Source organism: Blastococcus sp. SYSU DS0828, assembly GCF_054050975.1.
The window spans coordinates 193,401-213,499 of record NZ_JBJHAK010000002.1 but is presented as its reverse complement, the minus strand read 5'-3'; the positions used below and the strand labels follow the sequence as shown (position 1 = coordinate 213,499).

At 74.3% G+C, this 20,099-nt stretch carries 17 protein-coding genes; 13 read left to right on the top strand and 4 right to left on the bottom strand.

Annotated features, from left to right (window positions below; translation table 11 throughout):
* Positions 1-61 precede the first annotated feature (61 nt).
* The 3 genes from ACI79Q_RS02695 to ACI79Q_RS02685 are packed head-to-tail and all read left to right on the top strand — an operon-like array spanning position 62 to position 3,800.
* The gene (locus tag ACI79Q_RS02695) at positions 62-664 is read left to right on the top strand and encodes a helix-turn-helix domain-containing protein (protein ID WP_456614088.1); all 603 of its coding nucleotides are present in this window, start codon (positions 62-64) and stop codon (positions 662-664) included.
* Positions 661-1,953 (top strand): MFS transporter, encoded by a 1,293-nt coding sequence (locus tag ACI79Q_RS02690; protein ID WP_456588230.1) that lies wholly within the window; start codon positions 661-663, stop codon positions 1,951-1,953. The genes ACI79Q_RS02695 and ACI79Q_RS02690 overlap by 4 nt, the downstream gene beginning before the upstream one ends.
* A gap of 26 nt (positions 1,954-1,979) precedes the next feature.
* Positions 1,980-3,800 (top strand): ABC-F family ATP-binding cassette domain-containing protein, encoded by a 1,821-nt coding sequence (locus ACI79Q_RS02685; RefSeq protein WP_456588229.1) that lies wholly within the window; start codon positions 1,980-1,982, stop codon positions 3,798-3,800.
* A gap of 106 nt (positions 3,801-3,906) precedes the next feature.
* Here the strand turns inward: ACI79Q_RS02685 and ACI79Q_RS02680 are convergent, their stop codons facing one another.
* A complete protein-coding gene (locus ACI79Q_RS02680) occupies positions 3,907-4,614 on the bottom strand; it encodes a hypothetical protein (RefSeq protein WP_456614087.1) in 708 nt (235 codons plus the stop codon).
* Between the two features lie 145 nt (positions 4,615-4,759).
* On the opposite strand from ACI79Q_RS02680, the gene ACI79Q_RS02675 reads away from it, so the two are divergent.
* The 8 genes from ACI79Q_RS02675 (at position 4,760) to mnhG (ending at position 13,248) form a co-directional block, all read left to right on the top strand.
* On the top strand, positions 4,760-5,938 hold the full coding sequence (locus ACI79Q_RS02675) for a histidine kinase (RefSeq protein WP_456614086.1): 1,179 nt from the start codon (positions 4,760-4,762) through the stop codon (positions 5,936-5,938).
* Entirely contained in the window at positions 5,935-6,594 is a 660-nt protein-coding gene (locus ACI79Q_RS02670; protein ID WP_456595771.1) for a response regulator, read from the top strand. The genes ACI79Q_RS02675 and ACI79Q_RS02670 overlap by 4 nt, the downstream gene beginning before the upstream one ends.
* 86 nt (positions 6,595-6,680) lie before the next feature.
* Positions 6,681-9,566 (top strand): Na+/H+ antiporter subunit A, encoded by a 2,886-nt coding sequence (locus ACI79Q_RS02665; RefSeq protein ID WP_456614085.1) that lies wholly within the window; start codon positions 6,681-6,683, stop codon positions 9,564-9,566.
* On the top strand, positions 9,563-10,093 hold the full coding sequence (locus tag ACI79Q_RS02660) for a Na(+)/H(+) antiporter subunit C (protein WP_456588224.1): 531 nt from the start codon (positions 9,563-9,565) through the stop codon (positions 10,091-10,093). The genes ACI79Q_RS02665 and ACI79Q_RS02660 overlap by 4 nt, the downstream gene beginning before the upstream one ends.
* Complete coding sequence (locus ACI79Q_RS02655) at positions 10,090-11,880, top strand: Na+/H+ antiporter subunit D (RefSeq protein ID WP_456588223.1); 1,791 nt, start codon at positions 10,090-10,092, stop codon at positions 11,878-11,880. The genes ACI79Q_RS02660 and ACI79Q_RS02655 overlap by 4 nt, the downstream gene beginning before the upstream one ends.
* Positions 11,877-12,479 carry a Na+/H+ antiporter subunit E gene (locus ACI79Q_RS02650; RefSeq protein ID WP_456588222.1) on the top strand — a complete coding sequence of 201 codons (603 nt, stop codon included), beginning with the start codon at positions 11,877-11,879 and terminating at the stop codon, positions 12,477-12,479. The genes ACI79Q_RS02655 and ACI79Q_RS02650 overlap by 4 nt, the downstream gene beginning before the upstream one ends.
* Positions 12,476-12,802 carry a monovalent cation/H+ antiporter complex subunit F gene (locus tag ACI79Q_RS02645; protein WP_456614084.1) on the top strand — a complete coding sequence of 109 codons (327 nt, stop codon included), beginning with the start codon at positions 12,476-12,478 and terminating at the stop codon, positions 12,800-12,802. Before ACI79Q_RS02650 ends, ACI79Q_RS02645 begins: the two co-directional genes overlap by 4 nt.
* Entirely contained in the window at positions 12,799-13,248 is a 450-nt protein-coding gene (gene mnhG / locus ACI79Q_RS02640) for a monovalent cation/H(+) antiporter subunit G (RefSeq protein WP_456588220.1), read from the top strand. The genes ACI79Q_RS02645 and mnhG overlap by 4 nt, the downstream gene beginning before the upstream one ends.
* A gap of 69 nt (positions 13,249-13,317) precedes the next feature.
* On the opposite strand, the gene leuA is transcribed toward mnhG, so the two are convergent.
* From leuA to ACI79Q_RS02625, 3 genes are all read right to left on the bottom strand, one after another.
* Entirely contained in the window at positions 13,318-15,057 is a 1,740-nt protein-coding gene (leuA, locus tag ACI79Q_RS02635) for a 2-isopropylmalate synthase (RefSeq protein ID WP_456599027.1), read from the bottom strand.
* A gap of 228 nt (positions 15,058-15,285) precedes the next feature.
* Positions 15,286-15,927 carry a helix-turn-helix domain-containing protein gene (locus tag ACI79Q_RS02630; RefSeq protein ID WP_456614083.1) on the bottom strand — a complete coding sequence of 214 codons (642 nt, stop codon included), beginning with the start codon at positions 15,925-15,927 and terminating at the stop codon, positions 15,286-15,288.
* A gap of 145 nt (positions 15,928-16,072) precedes the next feature.
* Entirely contained in the window at positions 16,073-17,668 is a 1,596-nt protein-coding gene (locus ACI79Q_RS02625; RefSeq protein ID WP_456599028.1) for a phospholipase D family protein, read from the bottom strand.
* 74 nt (positions 17,669-17,742) lie between these two features.
* Here ACI79Q_RS02625 and ACI79Q_RS02620 point away from each other — a divergent pair, with 74 nt between their 5' ends.
* Both ACI79Q_RS02620 and ACI79Q_RS02615 read left to right on the top strand, forming a co-directional pair.
* Positions 17,743-19,011 (top strand): aspartate kinase, encoded by a 1,269-nt coding sequence (locus tag ACI79Q_RS02620; protein WP_456588216.1) that lies wholly within the window; start codon positions 17,743-17,745, stop codon positions 19,009-19,011.
* Positions 19,008-20,060 carry an aspartate-semialdehyde dehydrogenase gene (locus ACI79Q_RS02615; RefSeq protein WP_456588215.1) on the top strand — a complete coding sequence of 351 codons (1,053 nt, stop codon included), beginning with the start codon at positions 19,008-19,010 and terminating at the stop codon, positions 20,058-20,060. The genes ACI79Q_RS02620 and ACI79Q_RS02615 overlap by 4 nt, the downstream gene beginning before the upstream one ends.
* Positions 20,061-20,099: the final 39 nt, after the last annotated feature.

Here is a 20,099-nt window from a genome sequence, read left to right as displayed (position 1 = left end):
GGCCCGTCCTGAGCGCAAAGAAACCTTTGCAAAGATGTCTTCGCACTCCTAGCCTGTCCTCGTGACCGAGGTGCCCCCGCCGCTGGAGTCGGCCGTCCAGGTGACCGACGTGCGCGCCCTGCGTGCACTGGCGCACCCGCTGCGCAGCCGGCTGCTCGGCCGGCTCCGGGTGCACGGCCCCGCGACGGCGAGCGGCCTGGCGCGGGCCGTGGGGGAGAGCAGCGGATCGACCAGCTACCACCTGCGCCAGCTGGCGGCCTACGGCTTCGTGGAGGAGGTCGAGGGCCAGGGGACGGCGCGCGAGCGGTGGTGGCGGGCCCGGCACCGGATGACCAGCTGGCAGGCCGGGGAGCTCGTCCCGCAGGAGGGCGGGGCCGAGGTGCAGGACGAGATGAGCCGGCTGCAGATCGACCAGCACGCCCGCGTGCTCGACGCCTGGTTCGAGCAGAAGGAGCAGCTCGACCCCGGCTGGACCGACGCCGCCACGCTGAACGACTACGGGCTCCGGCTGAGCCCCGACCAGGCGCGGGAGCTGATCGGCGAGCTGCACGCCACGCTCCGGCGCTGGATGGCCGAGCACCCTGGCGACGCGCCGCCGGCGGAGGGCACCGAGCAGGTCTGCGTGCTGCTCGACCTGGTCCCGCTGCGGGAGTGGCCGACGTGAGCGCGCCGCAGACCGTCCGCTCCGCCACCCGGCGGCTCGTCGGCCTGACCGCCCTGCGCTGGCTGCCGGTCGGGCTCACGACGCCGATCACCGTCCTGCTCGCCCAGGCACGGGGGCTCTCGCTCGCCGAGATCGGCGTGCTGTTCACCGTGCACGGCGTGCTGGTCGTGGTCCTGGAGCTCCCCACCGGCGGGCTGGCCGACGTGCTCGGCCGCCGTCCCGTCATCGTGGCCGGCGCCGTCCTGCACATCGCCTCGTGCCTGCTGATCGCGACGGCGACGTCGTTCGCCGGGTTCCTGGCCGGGGTCGTCGCCCTCGGGGTGGGCCGCGTGCTGGACTCCGGCCCGCTCGAGGCGTGGTACGTGGACACGGTGCACCGGCTGGAGCCGGGCGCCGACGTCGCCCCGGGCCTGGCCCAGCACTCGGCGGCCGACGGGGCGAGCCTCGCCGTCGGCGCGGTCGTCGGCGGGTTCCTCCCGGTGCTGCTCGGCGGTGGCGGTGCCGAGGGGCTCGCGCTCTCCTATCTGGGGGCCGCCGTCCTCGACGTCGCGTTCGTCGGCGCGGTGCTGTGGCTGCTGACCGAGCACCGGCCACCGCGCGAGGGGAGCGTCCTCGGCGCGCTGGCCGCCGGGGTGCGTGCGGTGCCGGCGACCGTGGGGGAGTCGGTGCGGGTGTCGGTGGGCGACCGCACCCTGCGGCGGGTCCTGGCGCTGACCGCCGTCACCGGCGCCGGGCTGGTCGTGTGCGAGCTGCTGGGTCCGGTCCGGTTCGCCGAGCTGACCGGCGGCCGGGACGGCGGCGCCGCGGTGTACGGCGTGGTCCTGGCGATCTCGTTCGCAGCCTCCGCGGTGGGGGCGGTGCTCGCGCCGGCCCTGCGGCGGCTGCTCCGCGGCTCCACCCCGGCCGCCTGCGCCGCGCTGTTCGCCGTCGGGGGCCTGTCGCTCGCCCTGGTTGCGGGGCCCGACACGCTGGTGCCGGCCGCCGCCGGCTTCGCCCTGTACTACCTCTCGCACGGCTCCGTCTGGCCGCTGCTCGCCGCGGTCCTGCACACGCGGGTCGACGCCGCGCACCGGGCCACCGCCGTCTCGGCGATGTCGCTGGCGCTGGCGCTCGGCGGGATCGCCGGCAACCTCACCGTCCCGCCGCTGGCCGCCGCGACGAGCACCGGGACCGGTTTCCTCGTCGTCGCCGGCGTCGTGGCGCTCGGCCTCCTCGGCTGCCTGCGGCTGCCCCGGTCGACCGTCGCGGGCACCACCGTGGCCCCCGGGGAGGCGACCGTCGGATACTGAGGGCCCATGACTTCTGCGAGCAGCCGATGAGCGCGCCCCTCAACCTGGTCAACCTCGAGCGGGTGCACAAGGCCCACGGCACCACCGTGGTGCTCGACGACGTCTCCCTCGGCGTCGCCGCCGGCGAGCGGATCGGGATCGTCGGCCGCAACGGCGGCGGCAAGAGCACGCTGCTGTCGCTGATCACCGGTGCCGACGACCCGGACTCCGGCCGGGTCACCCGCCGCGGGGACATCGCGATGGGGGTGCTCGACCAGTCCGGCACCCTCCCGCCGGGGGCGACGGTGCGCGACGTCGTGCTGCCGTCGTCGATGTTCGCCGCCGAGCACGAGTGGGCCGGCGACCCGGCCGTCCGCTCGGTGCTCACCGGCCTGGAGCTCGACCGGCTGGGCCTCGACGCGCCGGTCGCCCCCATGTCCGGTGGCGAGCGCCGGCGGGTGGCGCTGGCCGCCCAGCTCATCCGGCCGCTGGACCTGCTGGTGCTCGACGAGCCCACCAACCACCTCGACGTCGAGGGGGTGGCCTGGCTCGCCGAGTACGTGAAGCAGCGCACCGGTGGCCTGGTCGTGGTCACCCACGACCGGTGGTTCCTCGACGAGGTCTGCACGACCACGTGGGAGGTCGCCGACGCGAACGTGCACTCCTACGACGGCGGCTACTCGGCGTACACGCTGGCGCGGGCGGAGCGGGCGCGGATCGCCTCGGTCACCGAGGAGCGCCGGCTGAACCTGGTCCGCAAGGAGCTGGCCTGGCTGCGGCGCGGCCCGCCGGCCCGCACCAGCAAGCCGCGGTTCCGCATCGAGGCGGCCCAGGCGCTCATCGCCGACGAGCCGCCGCCGCGGGACTCGATGGCGCTGCAGGGCTTCGCTGCCCGGCGCCTGGGCAAGACCGTCTACGACGTGGAGGACGTCGACTACGCCGTCCCCACCGAGGACGGTCCGCGCACCCTCTTCAAGGATCTGACCTGGCACGTCGGCCCGGGCGACCGGATCGGCATCGTCGGGGTCAACGGCGCGGGCAAGACGTCGCTGCTCAGGCTCCTCGTGGGCGAGACCGAGCCCGACGCCGGGCGCGTGGTGGTCGGCCAGACGGTGGCGCCGGCGTACCTGTCGCAGCACGTCACCGAGCTGCCGCGCACGCTGCGGGTGGTGGAGGCGGTGCAGGAGGTCGCCCGCGTCGCCCGGATCGGCAACCAGGAGATCTCCGCCTCGTCGCTCGCCGAGCGGTTCGGCTTCATGGCGAACCGGCAGTGGACGCCGGTCGGCGACCTCTCCGGCGGCGAGCGGCGGCGGCTGCAGCTGCTGCGCCTGCTGATGGCCGAGCCGAACGTGCTGATCCTCGACGAGCCCACCAATGACCTGGACATCGACACCCTGACGGCGCTGGAGGACCTGCTCGACAGCTTCCCCGGCACCGTGCTGGTGGTCAGCCACGACCGCTACTTCGTCGACCGGGTGTGCGACAAGGTCGTGGCGCTGCTCGGCGACGGGTCGCTGGCCGAGCTGCCCGGCGGGGTCGAGGAGTACCTGCGCCGCCGCGCGGCCGGCGGCGCCCCGCTCACCACGGCGGCCGGGGACGACGGCGCCCGTCCGGTGGGCGCCCCGTCGACGTCGGCCCCGGCGGTGTCGGCGGCCGAGGCCCGGGCGGCGAAGAAGGAGGCCGCCAAGCTGGAGCGGCGGATGCTCAAGCTGGACGCCGACGAGAAGAGGCTGCACGAGCAGCTGGCCGCGGCCGCCGCGGACTACGCCAAGGCCGCCGAGCTGGACACCCAGCTCAAGGCGGTGCAGGCCGAGAAGGAGCAGGTCGAGGAGGCCTGGCTGGTCGCCTCGGAGACCGCCGAGGGCTGAGCGCCGCGCGGCCGGCCCGCTCCGGCGTCCTGGCTCAGCACACGGGGTCCTGGCGCACCGTCGACAGTGAGCCAGGACCCCTGTTGATCAGGTCACCTGATCAACATCAGGCGGCGGCGGCCGCTTCGGCACGGTTCCGCTGGAGCAGCCGCAGCCCGACCACGAACGCCGGCACCGCGCCGAGCAGCATCAGCCCGGCGAACAGCAGCGGCGAGAACGTCAGCACCATCGCGAGCGCCAGCCCGGCGACCGCCGGGGCGAGCAGCCACCAGCCGACGACGCCGGCCCGGGCCAGCCCGATCGTCGCCACCAGCGGGCCGAGCAACCCCAGCATGGTCACCGTGCCGACGATCGCCATGCCGGTCGAGGAGTGCACGTCGGCGAAGACCGCCTCGGCCGGCCCGGCGTCGAGGAGCCGGCCCACCGCCCCGACCCAGAAGTCGAACAGCACGTTGCCGGCCACGGTGACCAGCCCCAAGGCCGCCATGAGCGCGCCGACGACGGTCGGGATGCGCCCGCGCACGCCGCGGACGAGGGCCGGGGCGGCGAGCCAGGCCAGCCCGCTGAGGAGGTTGCCGTAGTGCAGCAGCAGCGCCGAGAGCGTCGTCTGCCCCTCGTCGCGGGCGAGCGAGGCGATGTAGTCGGCGTCGGCCATCGAGTCCTGCGGTGGCGAGGTGGCCATGCCCGCGACGAAGAGGAGCTGACCGACGATCAGCGCGCCGCCGGCGATCGGCAGCAGCAGCGAGCCGGCGCTCCGGGGCGTCGGGGCGGTGGGCGGGGTCGCAGCCGAGGGGCTGCGCAGTTCGGTCGTCATGGCCGGAGAAGCTAGGGACGGCGGGCAGCGCCTCGCGTCCACCGCGACGGACCGACCTGGCTCCGCCCTGCGGGGGAACGCTGCGGCCCACCGTTCGGCCGCGCGGGGGATGCCCCCGGCTCCGCGCGGCCCCTACCGTGCTGCCATGCCGTCCTGGTCGCCCGCCCTCCTGCCCCGCGGCCGCATGCTGTGGGTCGCCGTGGGCCTGGGCATCGCGCTCATGGCGCTGGCGGAGTCGGCGATCGACACCGACTACGCCGGCCGCTGGGGGATGGGCACGGCGCTGCCCGGCGTCGCCGTCGGTGCCCTGCTGGCGCTGAGCCCCCGGTGGCCGGCGGCCGCCGCGGTGCTGGGGGCCACCACCGTCGCCGGCAACCTCGCGATGGGGCTCCCCGGACCCGGCGGCGCGCAGCTCATCGGCATGGGGTTGCTGGTGGGGCACGCCGCCGCGGTGCTGCCGCTGCGCCGCAGCCTCCTGGCCACCGCCGGCGCCGCGGCCGTCTGCATGGTGCTCGGCGTCGTCGTGGTCGCGGCGTCCCCGTGGGAGGCGATCTTCTACTCGCTGATCCTCGGCAGCGCCTGGTGCGTCGGGCTGCTGGTCCGCCAGACGCGGGCCCGGTCGGTCGAGCTCCAGGTGCTGGCGGCGCGGCTGGCCGAGCAGCAGGAGGCGGTCGCCGCCTCCGCCGTCGTCGCCGAGCGGGCCCGCATCGCCCGGGAGGTGCACGACTCGGTCGCCCACTCGGTGAGCGTCATGGTGCTCCAGATGGGCGGCCTGCGCCGGCTGCTGCCCGACCACCCCGAGGCGCAGGACGTGCTGCTCGGGCTGGAGCGGCTGGGGCGCGAGGCGGTCGAGGAGATGCGGCGCGTCGTCGGCATCCTGCGGGAACAGGCGGGTGGCGACCCCGCGCCGCAGCCCTCGCTGTCCCGGCTGGACGAGGTGCTCGACGAGCTGCGCGCCGGAGGGATGCCGGTCGAGCTGACCGTGACCGGGCAACCGGTGGAGCTGCCGCAGCTGGTCGACGTCTCGGCCGTCCGTGTGGTGCAGGAGGCGCTGTCCAACGTCGTCCGGCACGCGGGGGCCGCGGCCACCTGCGTGCGGGTCGACTGGGCCGGCGACCGGGTGGGCGTCAGCGTCACCGACGACGGGCGCCCCACCGTGCCGGCGCCCCGCGCCGGCGGCGGCCCCGCGGCGGGAGGGCACGGCCAGCTGCACATGCGCGAGCGGGTGGCGGTGGCCGGCGGCACGCTCGAGGTCGGGCCGGTGCGCGGCGGTGGCTACCGGGTCCGGGCCACCTTTCCGGTGCCCGTCGCGGTGACCGCGTGACGATCCGCGTGGTGCTGGTCGACGACCAGGCGATGGTGCGCACCGGGTTGCGGATGGTGCTCGCCGCCGAGCCCGACATCGAGGTCGTCGGGGAGGCCGCCGACGGCGCCGAGGGCGTCCGCGCGGTCACCCGGCTGCGGCCCGACGTCGTCCTGCTCGACGTCCGCATGCCCGGCATGGACGGGCTCGAGGCGGCCCGCCGCATCCTCGGCGCCGACCTGCCCACCCGCGTCGTCGTGCTCACCACCTTCGACGAGGACGAGTACGTGGCAGCCGCGCTGCGTGCCGGTGTCAGCGGCTTCCTGCTCAAGGTCGCCCCGCCCGAGGACCTGGTCGCCGCCGTGCGCACCGTCGCCGCCGGGCAGGGGTTGCTCGACCCGGCGGTGACGCTGCGGGTGATCGAGTCCTTCGCCGCGGCGCCCGCACCCGACCCGGCCCGGGCGAACGCGCTGCGCACGCTGACCGACCGGGAGACCGACGTCCTGGCGCTCGTCGCGGCCGGGCTCTCCAACGCCGAGATCGCTGCCCGCCTGCACCTCGGCGAGGCGACGGTCAAGACGCACGTCAGCCGGCTGCTGCTCAAGCTCGGGTTGCGCGACCGGGTGCAGGCTGTGGCGTTCGCCTACGAGAGCGGGCTGGTCACGCCGGGCGGATGAGCCGGTCCCGCCGATAAACTGCGGCTCACCGCCGGCCGTCCTCCGACGTCAGTGGTGTCCGAGCAGCCCCTGACTCCCGGAGACCCGTGCTCGCGCTCCTGCTCCTCCACCTGGTCGCCGCGGTGGCCGCACCCGTGCTGGTGCGCTGGTGGGGCCGGCAGGCGTTCCTCGCCCTCGCGCTCGTACCGGCGGTGGGGTTCGGCTGGGTGCTCGCGCAGCTGGGGCGGGTCACCGACGGCGGTGAGGTCACCGAGACCGTCCCGTGGGTGCCCACCCTGCGCCTCGACATCGCCCTGCGGCTGGACGCCCTGGCGCTGGTGTTCGCGCTGCTGGTCACCGGGGTGGGCGCGCTGGTCATGCTCTACTGCGCCCGCTACTTCGAGCCCCGGGACGAGGGGACGGGGCGGTTCGCCGGCACGCTCACCGCCTTCGCCGGCTCCATGCTGGGCCTGGTGGTGGCCGACGACCTGCTGCTGCTCTACGTGTTCTGGGAGCTCACCACCGTCTTCTCCTACCTGCTGATCGGTGGCTCGGGGACGAAGCTCGCCGCGCGCCGGGCGGCCGGCCAGGCGCTGATCCTCACCACCGCGGGCGGGCTGGCGATGCTGGTCGGGCTGATCATGCTCGGCGAGACCAGCGGCAGCTACCTGCTCTCGGAGGTCGTCGCCGACCCGGGGAGCGGCCCGCTGCTGGTGGCCGGGACGATGCTGGTCGTCGTCGGCGCGGTGACCAAGTCGGCGATGATCCCGTTCCACTTCTGGCTGCCCGCCGCGATGGAGGCGCCCACCCCGGTCAGCGCCTACCTGCACGCGGCCGCGATGGTGAAGGCCGGGATCTACCTGGTGGCCCGGCTGGCGCCCGGGTTCGCCGAGGTGCCCGGCTGGCGCCCGGTGGTGCTGGGGCTGGGCCTGGCCACCATGCTCGTCGGCGGTTACCGGTCGCTGCGGCAGAACGACCTCAAGCTGCTGCTCGCCTTCGGCACGGTGAGCCAGCTGGGCTTCCTCATGACGCTCGTGGGCGCCGGCAGCCGCGAGCTGGCGGCCGCGGGCCTGGCGATGACCCTGGCGCACGCCCTGTTCAAGTCGACGCTCTTCCTCACCGTCGGGGTCGTCGACCACGCCACCGGCACCCGCGACCTGCGCCGGCTGTCCGGGCTGGGCCGGCGGCTGCCCGTGGTGGCGGTCATCGGCACGCTGGCCGCGCTGAGCATGGCCGGCGTCCCGCCGCTGCTCGGCTTCGTGGGCAAGGAGGCGGCGTTCAGCGCGCTGTGGGACGGCGGGCTGCCCGACCGCACGGCGGCCGTCGTCGTCCTCGTCGGCCTGGTCCTCGGCTCGGTGCTCACCGCGGCCTACACCTTCCGCTTCCTCTGGGGCGCCTTCGCCCGCAAGCCCGGGCTGCCGGCCACCGCCCCCGCGGAGCTGGTCCACCCGCCCACCCCGCTGTTCCTGCTGGCCCCCGCCCTGCTGGCGCTGACCGGGCTGGCCGCCGGGCCGGCCAGCCCGTTGCTGGAGCCGCTGGTCGCCGGGTACGCCGACGGGCTGCCGCTGGTGGCCGAGGAGGCCGAGAAGCTGGCGCTGTGGCACGGCTGGCAGCCGGCGCTGGCGCTGTCGGCCCTCACCCTGCTCGGCGGCGCCGCCCTGTTCGCCGCGCGCTCGGCGGTGTTCCGCTTCCAGCAGCGGCGGGCCGTGGGCGCATCGGCCGACGAGGGCTACTGGAACACCATGCAGACGCTGGACCGGCTCGCCGTGCTGGTCACCGGCACCACCCAGCGGGGCTCGCTGCCGGCCTACCTCGGCACCATCCTCGTCGTCGTCCTCGCCCTCCCCGGCTCCGTGCTGCTGTTCCGGGCGCCGTGGCCGGGGGAGTGGCGGGCCTGGGACACCCCCATCCAGGCGCTGGTCGGGGCGGTGGTGCTGCTCGCGGCCGCCATGGCGCTGCGGATCCACCAGCGGCTGTCGGCGGTGCTGGCCGTGGGCGTCACCGGCTACGGCCTCGCCGTCCTCTTCGCCCTGCAGGGCGCCCCCGACCTCGCGCTCACCCAGTTCCTCGTGGAGACGCTGACCCTGGTCGTCTTCGTGCTCGTGCTGCGCAAGCTGCCCAAGGACATCTCCGAGCGGCACCGTCCCGGCGAGCGCGCGGTCCGCGGTGCGATCGCCGTGGGCGTGGGGCTGCTCATGGGCGCGGTCGGCGCGGTGGCGCTCAGCGCCCGCGACGCCACGCCGGTGTCGGTCGACTACCCGGAGGCGGCCTACGAGCTCGGCGGTGGGCAGAACGTCGTCAACGTGACCTTGGTCGACATCCGCGCCTGGGACACCCTCGGCGAGATCTCCCTGCTGGTCGTGGCCGCCACCGGTGTGGCCAGCCTGGTCTTCCTCCGGCGGCGCACCGGCGTGGTCCAGCGGCTGGACCCGGTGCGGGCGGCGCGGGACGCCCGGCGGTCGCGGCGGGCGCCCCGGCGGCAGTGGCTGTCGGCGACGGTGGCGCTCGCCCCCGAGCGGCGGTCGGTGGTGCTCGAGGTGATCACCCGGGTCCTGTTCCACACGATCGTCGTGTTCTCCATCTACCTGCTGTTCAGCGGGCACAACCAGCCCGGTGGTGGCTTCGCCGGGGGGCTGGTCGCCGGGCTGGCGCTCGTGCTGCGCTACCTGGCCGGCGGCCGCTACGAGCTGGGCGAGGCGGCGCCGGTCGATCCCGGTCTGCTGCTGGGCGCCGGCCTGCTGTTCGCCGGTGGGACCGGAGCCATGGGGCTGGTGCTCGGCGCCGAGGTGCTGGAGACGGCGATCCTCGAGACGACGCTGCCGGTGCTCGGCGACGTCAAGCTGGTCACCTCGCTCTTCTTCGACATGGGGGTGTACCTGATCGTGGTGGGGCTGGTGCTCGACGTGCTGCGCAGCCTCGGGGCCGAGCTGGACCGCCAGGCCGACGAGCGGGACCCGATCGACGGCGCCCCCGGTGAGGTGGTCCCCCGATGACCCCCACCGTGGTGCTGCCGGTGATCGTCGCGGGTCTCTACGCGGCCGGCGTCTACCTGCTGCTCGACCGCAGCCTGACCCGCGTGCTGCTCGGCTTCCTCCTGCTGGGCAATGCGACCAACCTGCTGCTGCTCTCCAGCGGTGGTCCGGCGGGGCTGGCGCCGATCGTGGGGATCGCCGAGCCGGAGGAGATGAGCGACCCGCTCCCGCAGGCGCTCGTCCTCACCGCGATCGTGATCACCTTCGGCATCGCCGCCTTCCTGCTCGCGCTCATCTACCGCTCCTGGCGGCTGGTGCGCCAGGAGGTCGTCGGCGTCGACGAGGAGGACCGGCGGGTGGCCGCCCGGTCCGGCACGGACGCCGACGAGATCGACCCCGACGACCTCGCGCCGGAGGACCGGCCGGCCGCGCACGCCGACAGCCTGCACGGCGAGGGGGACGACGTGGAGGAGCTGCTCCGGCGGCACTACGCCGGGATCCCGTCCGACGACGTGGATCTGCCGGCCACCCGGCGGCGGCGCCGGTGACCGGCGTCCTCACGCCCCTGCCGGTGCTGCTGCCGCTGCTCGGCGCGGCGGCGGCCCTGCTGGTCGGCGGCGGCCGCCCGCGGGCGCAGCGCACGCTCAGCATCCTGGTGCTCAGCACGGTCCTCGCCGTGTCGGTCGCGCTGCTCGTCCTCGCCGACGAGCAGGGCGCCGTGGCCGTCTCGCTGGGCGGGTGGGAGGTGCCGCTGGGCATCGTGCTGGTCGTCGACCGGCTGTCGGCCCTGATGCTCGTGGTCGCCTCGACCGTGGGCCTGGGCGTGCTCGTCTTCGCGGTCGGCCAGGGCGCGGCCGACGGCGACGAGGAGGCGCCGGTGTCGATCTTCCACCCGACGTTCCTGGTGCTCATGGCGGGCGTGGCCAACGCGTTCCTCGCCGGCGACCTGTTCAACCTCTACGTCGGCTTCGAGATCCTGCTGACCGCCAGCTACGTCCTGCTGACCCTGGGCGGATCGGCACCGCGGATCCGCGCCGGCGTCACCTACATCGTCGTCAGCCTGCTGAGCTCGCTGCTGTTCCTCGCCGCCATCGCCCTGGTCTACGCCTCCACCGGCACCGTCAACATGGCGCAGCTCGCCGGCCGGCTGGGGGAGCTGCCGGAGGGGACCCAGCTGCTCATCCACTCGCTGCTGCTGATCGCCTTCTCGATCAAGGCGGCGGTGTTCCCGCTGTCGGCCTGGCTGCCGGACAGCTACCCGACCGCGCCGGCCCCGGTCACCGCCGTCTTCGCCGGGCTGCTCACCAAGGTCGGCGTCTACGCGATCATCCGCACGCAGACCCTGCTCTTCCCGGGCGGCGGGCTGGACACGGTGCTCATGTGGGCCGCGCTGGCCACGATGCTGATCGGCATCCTCGGTGCGGTGGCACAGGCCGACATCCGGCGGATCCTGTCGTTCACGCTGGTCAGCCACATCGGCTACATGGTGTTCGGCATCGCGCTGGCCTCCCGGGCCGGGCTCGCGGGCGCCGTCTTCTACGTCGTCCACCACATCGCCATCCAGACCACGCTGTTCCTCGTCGCCGGGCTGGTCGAGCGGCAGGGCGGGGCGACCGCCGTCGACCGGCTCGGCGGCCTGGCGAAGGCATCGCCGCTGCTCGCCGTCCTCTTCTTCGTCCCCGCCATGAACCTCGCCGGGATCCCGCCGTTCTCCGGGTTCATCGGGAAGCTCGGGCTGCTGGAGGCGGGCGTGGCCGACGGCGGGTGGCTGCCGCTGGTCCTCGTGGCCGCCGGCGTGGTCGCCAGCCTGCTCACGCTGGTGGCGATCTCGCGGGTGTGGAGCCGGGCCTTCTGGCGGCCGCGGGCCCAGGAGCCGTCCGCGGACACCGACGAGGCCGCGGCGGCCGACGCCGGGCCGGAGCTCTCCCCGGAGCCGCTGCCCCAGCCCCCGACACCGGAGCCCGGTGAGGCGCAGGCCGACGGCCCCGGCCCGACCGACGAGGTCGAACCCACGCCGGTGCCCGCGTCCGCTTCCGTGGCGTCCGGGGGGGTCGGTCGCGCCGCCGCCCGGCGCGCGGCGTGGCAGCGGCACACGGCGGTGGCGACGGCGACCACGCCGGCCACCGACGGGCTCGGGGAGGACCCGGAGCGCGCCCGGCCGGACCAGCTGCTGCCGCGGGTCATGCTCGCCTCGACCGCGGCGATGGTCACCGTGACGGTCGCGCTCACCGCGCTCGCCGGTCCGCTCTACGCGGTGGCCGACCGCGCGGCCGGCGATCTGCGCGACCGCGCGCCCTACGTCCAGGCGGTCTTCGGTGCGGAGGAGGCCCCGTGACCGGCGCCCCGGACCAGGCCGGCCGCGGGGGCCTGGTCTACCAGCTGCGGCACCAGCTGCCCCTGCTGGTCTGGCTGGTGCTGGTCTGGAACCTGCTGTGGGGCACGTGGTCGTGGGCCAACCTGCTGTCCGGGGTGGTCCTGGCCCTCGCCGTGACCCTGCTGCTGCCCCTGCCGCCGGTGGAGGGCGGCCTGACCGTGCGCCCGGTGCCGGTGCTCGCCTTCGTCGGCACCTTCGTCGTCGACCTCGTGACCTCCGGGGCGGAGGTGGCGTGGCAGACCATCCGCCCGCGGGGGATCAGCCGCAGCGCGATCATCCGGGTGCAGCTGCGCACGGACTCCGACCTGCTGCTCACCATCATCTCGGAGGCGCTGACCCTCGTGCCCGGTTCGATGGTCATCGACATGGATCGGGAGCAGCGGACGCTGGCGGTGCACATCCTCCACGTGGAGGACGAGCGCGACATCGAGCGGCAGCGGAGGTCGGTGCTCACCATGGAGGAGCGGGTGGTGCGCGCCTTCGGCTCCGCCGCCGAGGTGACCGCCGTGACCACCGGCGCAGGCTCCCTCGGCATCGGCGACGGGCGGCGGACGCCGTGACCGCCGTCTACTGGGCCACCTACCTGATGCTGGGCACCGGGGCGCTGCTGGCGCTGGTGCGGCTGGCGCTGGGGCCCTCCCTGCTCGACCGGGTGGTCGCGACCGACACCCTGCTGGTGATCATCGCCGCCGGGCTGGCCGTGCACGCGACGCTGGATCGGGACCCCACGGTCGTGCCGGTGCTCGTGGTGGTGTCGCTGCTGGCGTTCGTCGGCTCGGTCTCGGTGGCCCGCTACGTCGGCGGCATGCTCATCCACTCGAGCCTGGGCACCCAGGGGCTCGACGTGGACGACCGGCCCCCGGGCGGGGAGGAGGCGCGGTGAACGGGATCGAGACCGCGGGCGACGTGATCGCCGTCGTCCTGGTGCTGCTGGGCGCGTTCCTGTGCCTGACCGCCGGGCTCGGGCTGCTCCGCTTCCCCGACGTGCTCGCCCGGATGCACGCCGGCACGAAGCCGCAGGTGCTGGGCGTGCTGCTGATCATGATCGGCGGCGCGATCCGGCTGCAGGGCTGGTCGGCGACGTGGATGCTCCTGCTGGTCGCCGTCTTCCAGATGCTCACGGCACCGGTGAGCGCGCACATGATCAGCCGCGTCGCCTACCGGCGCCGGCACGTGCGGCGCGACCTGCTGCTGGTCGACGAGCTGCACACCGAGCGGCGGCCGGACCGGGTGTACCGCGGCGACGAGCCGGCCGACGCCCCGCCGGAGGAGCCGGGGCGGGCCCTGGCCGAGAGCCGCCGCGAGGAGCGGGAGGACGGGGCGCGCTGAGCGGCGCGCCCCGTCAGGTCCCGTTCCGGGCCCCGCCCGAGCCTCCGAGGGATGGGGGAAAGGGAACCTTCAGCAGCGCTGGGCGCGGTTGACCGCGGAGACGACGGCCCGCAGCGAGGCGGTGACGATGTTCGGGTCGATCCCGACGCCCCACAGCACCCGCTCCCCGACGGCGCACTCGACGTAGGCGGCGGCGCGCGCGTCGCCCCCGGCGGACATGGCGTGCTCGGCGTAGTCGAGCACGCGGACGTCGACGTCGACGGTCCGCAGCGCGTCGACGAACGCCGCGATCGGGCCGTTGCCGCGGCCCTCGACGGTCACCGGTACGCCGGAGTCGACCAGCTCCACGACCATCTCGTCGAGCTGCCCGTCCCCGGAGGCGGTGTGCCGGTGCCCGCTGAGGGAGAACCGGCCCCACGGCGCGGCCGGGTCGGGCAGGTACTCGTTGCTGAAGGCGGTCCACATCTGCTGGGCGGTGACCTCGCCGCCCTCGTCGTCGGTGTGCCGCTGGATGACCGCGCTGAACTCGATCTGCAGCCGGCGCGGCAGGTCCAGGTGGTTCTCGGTCTTCATGATGTAGGCGACGCCGCCCTTGCCGGACTGGCTGTTCACCCGGATCACGGCCTCGTAGCTGCGGCCGACGTCCTTGGGGTCGATCGGCAGGTACGGCACCGCCCACGTCTGCTGCTCGACGGGGACGCCGGCGGCCTGCGCGTCGGCCTCCAGGGCCTTGAAGCCCTTGTTGATGGCGTCCTGGTGGGAGCCGGAGAAGGCGGTGTAGACCAGGTCGCCGCCGTAGGGGTGGCGCTCGTGCACGCCGAGCTGGTTGCAGTACTCGACGGTGCGGCGGATCTCGTCGATGTCGGAGAAGTCGATCTGCGGGTCGATGCCCTGGCTGAACAGGTTCAGCCCCAGGGTGACCAGGTCGACGTTGCCGGTGCGCTCGCCGTTGCCGAACAGGCAGCCCTCGATGCGGTCGGCGCCGGCCCGGTAGCCGAGCTCGGCGGCGGCGACGGCGGTGCCGCGGTCGTTGTGCGGGTGCAGGCTGAGGACCACGGAGTCGCGCCGGCCCAGGTTGCGGTGCATCCACTCGACCTGGTCGGCGTACACGGTGGGCTCGGCCATCTCGACCGTGGCCGGCAGGTTGAGGATCGTCGGCCGCTCGGGCGTCGGCTCCCAGACATCGGTGACGGCGTTGCAGATCTCGACGGCGAAGTCGAGCTCGGTGCCGGTGAAGGACTCGGGCGAGTACTCGAACCGGATGTCCGTGTCGCCCATCTGCTCGGCCAGCTTGCGCACCACCTGCGCGCCGTGGACGGCGATGTCGACGATCCCGGCCCGGTCGGAGCCGAACACGACCCGTCGTTGCAGGGTGGACGTGGAGTTGTAGAGGTGCACGATCGCCTGCTTCGCGCCCTGCAGGGACTCGAAGGTGCGCTCGATCAGCTCGTCGCGGGCCTGGGTGAGCACCTGGATCGTCACGTCGTCGGGGACCAGGTCGTCCTCGATCAGCTGGCGGACGAAGTCGTAGTCGGTCTGGCTCGCCGCCGGGAAGCCGACCTCGATCTCCTTGTAGCCCATGCGGACCAGCAGCTCGAACATCCGGCGCTTGCGGTCGGGCGTCATCGGGTCGATCAGCGCCTGGTTGCCGTCGCGCAGGTCGACGGCGCACCAGCGCGGCGCCTGCGTCGTCACGGTGTCCGGCCAGGTGCGGTCGGGCAGCGCCACGGGGGTGAAGGGGACGTAGCGCTGGATCGGCATGCCGGACGGCTGCTGGGGGTTGCGGACGTGCGGGTGGGTCTCGCTCATGGGGGAGGGCTCCTGGTGCGGGCTGCGTGCGCGGAGTGCGCACGGCTCCGGGGGCGGTCAGCGGACGCCGGGGACGCCGGAACCCCGCGGCGAGGAAGCCGACCTAGGAGAGGGCCTCGCCGCGGCGGGTAAGCAGGAGGCTGCCGCGCACGCGCCCACGGTAGCAGCGGGTCAGCCCACGTCGCAGGGAGGACGGCGCGTCGCGGCCGCCGGGGACGGCCTGGCGGATCAGTCCACGTCGCAGCGGCAAGGGCAGCCGTCGACGTGGAACGGCCGAAGGCCGTCGTCGCCCTCCGCGCAGGCCGGCGGGCACGTGCAGGCGAAGTCGGTCAGCGTCGGCAGCTCACCGGCGAGCCGCCTGCGCTCCAGGTCCTCGCGCCGTCGCTGCGCCGCCTCCGCTCGTCGGGCGGCGCGGCGTTCGGCGGGGGAGTCGCCGGCCCGGGGCGGCTGGTGGTCGTCGGGTACTCCCCGGAGCCGCCGCTCACCGTCTCGCGCGCTGCGTGAGAGGTCGAAGGTGTACCAGGGCTGCGGTCGGCTGTACCGCTCGGAGCCGTGCCACCACCCCTCGTCCGAGTGACGCGGATCGAGGTGCGCGGGGAAGCGCCGTCCCCCGTGGTCCCGGATGGCACGGTCGGACATCGGCAGCACCTCCGCGCCGTCCGCACCGATGAGCGCCAGCCGGAGCCGTGCCACGGCGAGGACGCCGAGCAGCGCCCCGACCGGCAGGTCACGTGCGCCCGCCTCGGCCGCGGCCAGCGTGGACTTCGCGACCCCCGCAGCAGCGGCCATCTCGCGCTGGGAGAGGTCCGCCACCCGGCGGGCGCGGCGGAGCATCCCCGCCAGCAGCTCCGCCCGATCACCCTCGTCCACGCCGGGGATCGTGGCCCGCGCCGGCGGCCCGGGGCAGATGCTCCTGTGGAAGCTAGTGCCCTGCCCACAGGGGTGGGCAGGGCACTAGTTCCGCGGAGCTCACCTGGTGCCGTCCGCACGTGCGGGGCGCAGCCGCAGGCGGCGGTCAGAACTCCTTGCGCAGGCGCAGCCGCAGGGGCCGGCCGTCCGGGTCGACCAGCAGCCGGTAGAGCGGTGTCGCCCACAGCCGGGTGTGCCAGGGCAGCTCCTCCGGGCGGTGTGGGTGGAGCCGACCGGGTGGACGTGGCCCGCGGCGACCCCCCTCGTGCCACTCGGCCAGGGCGCCCGCCCGCTCCTCGAGCGTGGCGACGAAGCGCGCCGGATCCACCAGCAGGTCGTCGTCGCTGCCGTCCTCGGCCAGGTCCAGGTGCTCGCGCGCCAGCTCCAGCCGCAGGTCCCGCGCGAAGGTGCGGGCGCCGTCCCCGGTTCCTCCCAGGTCCCGCGGCTCGCGGGGGTCGAGCGTGGTGTCGAGGACGGCGGTGGAGAGCTCGCTGTCGTGCGTCCAGGAACGCCGGTTGAAGTTGTCGCTGCCGATGCTGGCCCACACGTCGTCGACGACGCACACCTTGGCGTGCACGTACACCGGTGTCCCGGCGTGGTTCTCCACGTCGAAGACGTGCACCCGGTCCTGGCCTCCCGCCCGGACGCACAGGTCGATCGCCTGCCGGCGGCCCACGGTCTGGGGAGTCGCCGAGAACGCGCCCTCCTGGTCGGGGATGCGGGGCACGACCACCACCAGGTGGAGGTCGGGGTTGTCCCGGAGGGCGTCGGCGAACAGCTGGGCGACCTCGGAGGACCACAGGTACTGGTCCTCGAGGTAGACCAGCCGCCGCGCCCGCTTCACCGCCTTCGAGTAGCCGCGGGCGATCGAGCGCTCACCCTCGGGGGCGAAGTCGTAGCGCGGCAGGATCTTGGGGTAGGTGCGCAGGATCTGCACCAGGTGCGGGCCGGCCGGTGGGGGCGGCGGCAGCTCGGGCGGCAGCGGAGCGGGGTCCAGCCGGGCCCCGCGGAACCGGCCGACGACGTAGGCGATCGGGTTTCCCTGCACGGGGCTGGTCGGGTCGTCCCACCGCTCACGGAAGCTGGTCTCGAGCACGGCGACCGCCGGGCCGCGGATCTCCGCCTGCACGTCGTGCCACGGCGGGGTCGGCCCGTAGCCGGAGGCCATGTCCACCGCCTGGGGGTCCCCGTCGTGCCGCGCGTCGTCGCGGCGGCTGTGGCACAGGTCGATGCCCCCGGCGAACGCGACGTCGCGGGACGGGTCCGCGGGGCACCGGATGATCACCACCTTCTGGTGGTGGCTGCCGAACCGGCGCACGCGCTGGTCGAGCACGACCCGGCCGCCGTCGGCCTCGATCTCCCGGTCCAGCGACCGGTTCTGCTCCTTGCTGTAGGAGAGCGCGTCCGTGTGCGAGCGCCACACCAGGCCGCGCACGTCGACGCCGCGGAGCGCGGCCGCGCTGAACAGCTCGTCGACGGTGGGCCCGTCGGGGCGCAGCCGCTCGTCGGGGTCGCCCCGCCAGTCGGTGAACCAGACGCGGTCGCCCTCGCCCAGCTGCTCGACCACCTCGACGAGCCGGTCGAAGTACGCCGCGCCGTGGACGAGCGGCCGGACCAGGTTGCCCTCGGTCCAGGCCGGCACGGCGGCACCGCGGTTGTGGCGCTCCTCCGAGGTGAGCAACCACCGGTGCGGATCGTCCACCCGGCGATCACATCGGTCGGGCGCACGAGATGCAACCGCTCGGCCCGTGGACCGCGTCGGTAGCCTTCTGACCCGTGGCCCTCGTCGTCCAGAAGTACGGCGGCTCGTCCGTCGCCTCCGCCGAGCACATGAAGCGCGTCGCGGAGCGGATCGTCGCTGCCAAGAAGAACGGCGACGACGTCGTCGTCGTGGTCTCCGCGATGGGCGACACGACCGACGAGCTGCTGGACCTGGCCAGCCAGATCACCGACACCCCGCCCGGCCGCGAGCTGGACATGCTGCTCACCGCCGGCGAGCGGATCTCCATGGCCCTGCTGGCCATCGCGATCTCCGAGCACGGCTACGAGGCGCGGTCGTTCACCGGCTCGCAGGCCGGCGTGATCACCACGTCCAGCCACGGCAAGGCGCGCATCATCGACGTCACGCCCGGCCGCCTGAAGTCGGCGCTCGACGAGGGCTCGGTCGTCATCGTCGCCGGGTTCCAGGGCGTCAGCCAGGACACCAAGGACATCACCACCCTCGGCCGCGGCGGCTCGGACACCACCGCCGTCGCCGTCGCCGCGGCGCTGAACGCCGACGTCTGCGAGATCTACACCGACGTCGACGGCGTCTTCACCGCCGACCCGCGCATCGTCCCCAACGCCAAGCGGCTGGACACCATCACCTACGAGGAGATGCTCGAGCTCGCCGCCTCCGGGGCGAAGGTGCTCATGCTGCGCTGCGTCGAGTACGCCCGCCGCTACGGCATCCCCGTGCACGTCCGCAGCTCCTACTCACAGCTCCCCGGCACCACCGTGACCGGCTCGATGGAGGACCTCACCGTGGAACAGGCGATCATCTCCGGCGTCGCGCACGACCGCTCCGAGGGCAAGATCACCGTGTTCGGCGTGCCGGACCGGCCGGGTGAGGCGGCGCAGATCTTCCGCGTGCTCGCCGACGCCGAGGTCAACATCGACATGATCGTGCAGAACGTGTCGGCCGAGGCCAGCAAGCTCGCCGACATCTCCTTCACGCTGCCCAAGAGCGACGGCCCGGCCGCGCTGGCCGCCCTGGAACGGGTCAAGCACACCGTCGGCTACACCGACGTCAGCTTCGACCAGCACATCGGCAAGGTGAGCCTGGTCGGCGCCGGCATGCGCTCGCACCCGGGCGTCTCCGCCAAGTTCTTCGGCGCGCTGGCCGACGCCGGGGTCAACCTGGAGCTGATCAGCACCTCGGAGATCCGCATCTCCGTGGTGTGCCGCGACACCGACGTCGACCTCGCCGTCCGCGCGGTGCACGATGCGTTCGACCTGGGCACCGAGGACGCCCAGGCCGTGGTCTACGGAGGGACCGGACGATGAGTGGCTTCACCCCCGGCGGCCTGCGGGTCGGCATCGTGGGCGCGACAGGTCAGGTGGGCCGCGTCGTGCGCGACATCCTGGCCGAGCGGAACTTCCCGCTGGCCGAGCTCCGCTTCTTCGCCTCGGCGCGGTCGGCCGGCAGCACCCTGCCCTGGGCCGGTGGCGAGATCACCGTCGAGGACGCCGCGACCGCCGACCCGACCGGGCTGGACATCGCGATCTTCTCCGCCGGCGCGACCACCTCCCGCGCCCAGGCGCCGCGGTTCGCCGCGGCCGGCGTGACCGTCATCGACAACAGCTCGGCGTTCCGCCGCGACCCGGAGATCCCGCTGGTCGTCAGCGAGGTCAACCCCGGCGACATCGCGAAGGCGCACGGCCGGATCATCGCCAACCCGAACTGCACGACCATGGCCGCGATGCCGGTGCTCAAGCCGCTGCACGACGAGGCCGGCCTGGTCCGCATCGTCGCCAGCACCTACCAGGCGGTCTCCGGCAGCGGGGTCGCCGGCGTGGAGGAGCTGCACGGGCAGGCGAAGGCCGTCGTCGACAAGGCCGACGAGCTCACCCACGACGGGACCGCCGTCGCCTTCCCCGACCCGGTGAAGTACGTCGCGCCGATCGCCTTCAACGTGCTGCCGATGGCCGGCTCGGTCGTGGACGACGGCTCGTTCGAGACCGACGAGGAGCAGAAGCTCCGCAACGAGAGCCGCAAGATCCTCGGCATCCCGGACCTCCGCGTCTCGGGTACCTGCGTGCGGGTGCCGGTGTTCACGGGGCACTCGCTCTCGCTCAACGTGGAGTTCGCGCGCGAGCTGACCGTCGAGCGGGCCACCGAGCTGCTGCAGGCCGCGCCCGGGGTGGAGCTCTCCGACGTCCCGAACCCGCTGCAGGCCGCCGGCCGCGACCCCAGCTACGTGGGCCGCATCCGGCAGGACCAGAGCGTGGACGGCGGCCGCGGGCTGGTGCTCTTCGTCAGCAACGACAACCTGCGCAAGGGCGCTGCCCTCAACACCGTCCAGATCGCGGAGCTCATCGCCGCCTCCCGCTGACCCTGGTCGGGCTCCTCCGCGGAGGAGCCCGACCAGGCG